Below are 3,196 nucleotides of genomic sequence, written 5' to 3'. Positions count from 1 at the left end.
ATTCCGAATCGGCTCAAGCGCGTGGTGTTCGTCTCGGCGATGGTGCTGCTCGACGGCGAGTCGCCGGCCAAGGAACTCGAGCGCGTCGCGCCCGGCCGTCCCGGCTCGCGCGGCATCAAGACCGGTCCGTACTCGGTGATGGTGCGGCCGGAAGATTTCCCGAAATACTACATCCAGGACGGCTCGCCCGAACTCGCCAACTTCGTGCTTGCCGCCTTGGTGCCGCAGCCAACGCGTGTGATTACCGAGCCCAGCCCCTTCACCGGCTTTCGCAAGCTTGGCCTCCCGACCGGCTACATCGTATGCGAGGACGATCTCGCGATGGGCCATCCCGGCGTCTGGCATCCCGAATTCTCCGGGCGGCTCGAGCGGCCCGTGATCCGATCGATCAAGTCCGGCCACGAGCTGATGTTCACGCATCCGGTCGAGACCGCCCGCGCCCTCGCCGAGATTGCGCGCGCCTGACGTGTGCGGCTGGAGACGCCCGCTCGGGCGATGATACGCTGACCGGGCGTGACGCCGCTGCTTGAAGTAAAAGATCTCCGCACCTCGTTTCTGACCGGGGCCGGTGAGGTGCGCGTGGTTGACGGCGTCAGCTTTGCCGTCGAGCCGGGCAAGCTGATGGGCCTGGTGGGGGAGTCCGGCTCGGGCAAGACGGTCAGCGTGCTATCGATTATGCGGCTGCTGCCGGAGCGGGCGCGAATCGTCGGCGGTTCGATTCGTTTCGAGGGGCAGGACCTGCTTGCGCTCGACGAGCCGCGGATGCGCGCAATACGCGGTGCGAAGATCGCGATGGTGTTTCAGGAGCCGATGACCTCGCTCAACCCGGTCTTCACGATCGGCAGCCAGATCGGCGAGGCCGTGCGGCTCCATCAGCACACCGCGCGGCGCGAAACGCTCGAGCGCACGATCGAGGCGCTGCGCCTGGTCGGAATCGCCGATCCCGAGCGCCGTGTCAACGACTATCCGCATCAGCTCTCGGGCGGGATGCGTCAGCGGGTGATGATCGCGATGGCGCTCGCGTGCAATCCGCGCCTGCTCATCGCCGACGAGCCGACCACTGCGCTCGACGTCACGATCCAGGCCCAGATTCTCGACCTCATCCGCGAACTCCAGGCGCGCCTTGGGCTCGCGGTCATCCTGGTCACGCACGACCTCGGCATCGTGGCCCAATATGCCGACGACGTGACGATCCTCTACGCGGCGCGGGTTATGGAGCAGGCGCCGAGCGCGGAGCTGTTCCGCAATCCGCTCAATCCCTACACGCGCGGCCTGCTCGAATCGATCCCCGGCGCCGACAGCGTCCATCATCGCCGTTTGCGCGCGATCGCCGGCACGATACCCAACGCGCTCCATCCGCCGTCCGGATGCCGGTTTCATCCGCGCTGCCCGATGGTGATTGACGAGTGCGCGCGCGTCGTTCCGCCGCTTGAGGCAAAGGCGCCGCAGCATATGGTCGCCTGCATCCGTGTCTAGTCCGCTCATCAATCCCGCCGCCGCCTCGGCGGACCAGGGCGGAGCATCCGCGCCGGCGGCGCCGGGCGCGCTGGTCAGGACCGAGGGGCTCCGCAAGGAATTTCCCGCCGGCTCGCTCGACCTGCTCGGGCGCAAGCGCCTCGTGGTCCACGCGGTCGAGGGCGTGGACCTGGCGATCATGCCGGGCGAGACGCTGGGATTGGTGGGCGAGTCGGGGTCGGGCAAATCGACGCTGGGGCGGCTCGTGCTCAAGCTGCTCGAGCCGACCTCCGGGCGCGTGCTCTTCGACGGGCGCGACCTGGCGGAATTCTCCCGCCGCGATCTTCGCGCGCTCCGCCGCCAGATGCAGCTCGTGTTTCAGGACCCCTACGCGTCGCTCAACCCGCGGATGCGCGTGCGCGCGATCGTCGGCGAGGGAATCGAGATTCACAAGCTCGCGCGGGGCCGCGAGAAAGAGGAGCGGGTCGTGAGCCTGCTCGAGATGGTCGGGATGGGCGCCGACGCGCTCGAGCGTTACCCGCACGAATTCTCCGGCGGCCAGCGCCAGCGGATCGGAATTGCCCGCGCGCTCGCGGTGACCCCGCGCTTCCTCGTGCTCGACGAGCCGGTCTCCGCGCTCGACGTCTCGATCCAGGCGCAAATCATCAACCTGCTGCAGGATCTGCAGGAACGGCTCCATCTGACCTATCTCTTCATCGCGCACGATCTTCGCGTGGTCGAGCACATCAGCCAGCGCACCGCGATCATGTATCTGGGCAAGATCGTTGAGCTGGCCGGGCGCGACGAAATCTATAGCAACCCGCGCCATCCCTACACTCGCGCGCTGCTCTCGGCGATCCCGGCGCTGCATGGAACCGGCGCCGGCGAACGGATCAAGCTGCCGGGCGAGATGCCGAGCCCGCTCAATCCGCCGTCCGGTTGCAGCTTCCATCCGCGATGCCCTTATGCGAAAGATACTTGCCGGACCGTCGAGCCGCGGCTCGAGACGGGCCGGGACGGGCACGAGGTTGCCTGCCACGTTTTTCCCGCGCCCTAGGCGCGGATGCGGTGCCGGTCGATGGTCAAGTTGAGTACATCGGACTACGTTCGCGCCGGCGCCGAAAAGCCGGATTTTGCCAACCAATCCACGAGCGCGATTCCGCCGATGCCCGCCGCGGCATGGGTCGAGGAACGCACGCGGGTCGCGGTCGCCCGCAACGTCAACGTCTCCGGACGCCTGGTGTTCCAGGAGCCGGTGCGAATCGAGGGCAACTTCCGCGGCGAAGTAAGCTCCAGCGACCTGGTCGTGATTTCCGATCACGGTAAGGTTGAGGGCCGCGTGCGCAGTCCGCGGCTGTTAGTGCTGGGTGAACTCCGCGGCGACATCGTCGATTCGCGCCTGGTCGTGCTCGGCCCTCGCGCCCGGGTCTTCGGACGAATCGAGGCCGATAGCCTCCGTATCTCGGAAGGCGCGCTGCTCGAGGGCGACGTGCGGGTACCGTGCGCAGGCGCCGCATCCAGCTGACGCGCCTCTGCGAGCGGGCTGCACAGCGGCGGCCAATCCGAAAAAAAACGCGCCGGAGCAAATCGCTCCGGCGCGCGTCATTGTGCGCCCAGCATGGCGCGTGACTTAAGAGGTGGAAGTCCTCTGTGCGAGCAGGCCGCGTCGAGCACTAGCGAAGCGCAAAGGCGTCATCGTGAGATGGGGTCTGGAGGAAGCGTGGAGCAAAGCCGCGAGCCG

General features: G+C 67.3%; 4 protein-coding genes. All 4 read left to right on the top strand.

Annotated features, from left to right (window positions below):
* Positions 1-465: hypothetical protein (locus tag VMI09_08570; protein ID HTQ24736.1), on the top strand; the 465-nt coding region annotated here is incomplete at its 5' end.
* A gap of 48 nt (positions 466-513) precedes the next feature.
* Positions 514-1,476 carry an ABC transporter ATP-binding protein gene (locus tag VMI09_08565; protein ID HTQ24735.1) on the top strand — a complete coding sequence of 321 codons (963 nt, stop codon included), beginning with the start codon at positions 514-516 and terminating at the stop codon, positions 1,474-1,476.
* Positions 1,469-2,512: an oligopeptide/dipeptide ABC transporter ATP-binding protein gene (locus VMI09_08560; GenBank protein HTQ24734.1), complete on the top strand. Its 1,044-nt coding sequence runs from the start codon at positions 1,469-1,471 to the stop codon at positions 2,510-2,512. Before VMI09_08565 ends, VMI09_08560 begins: the two co-directional genes overlap by 8 nt.
* Positions 2,513-2,533: 21 nt before the next feature.
* Positions 2,534-2,980: a polymer-forming cytoskeletal protein gene (locus VMI09_08555; protein ID HTQ24733.1), complete on the top strand. Its 447-nt coding sequence runs from the start codon at positions 2,534-2,536 to the stop codon at positions 2,978-2,980.
* Positions 2,981-3,196: the final 216 nt, after the last annotated feature.

This window comes from Candidatus Binataceae bacterium (assembly GCA_035500095.1).
In the GTDB taxonomy this organism is placed as follows: domain Bacteria; phylum Desulfobacterota; class Binatia; order Binatales; family Binataceae; genus JAKAVN01.
The sequence above is the reverse complement of the archived record's forward strand: the minus strand, read 5'-3'. Positions and strand labels throughout refer to the sequence as shown.

Coding starts and splice junctions, on each gene's coding strand:
- VMI09_08555 (HTQ24733.1), top strand. CDS start 2,534: ATGGTCAAGTTGAGTACATCGGACTACGTTCGCGCCGGCGCCGAAAAG.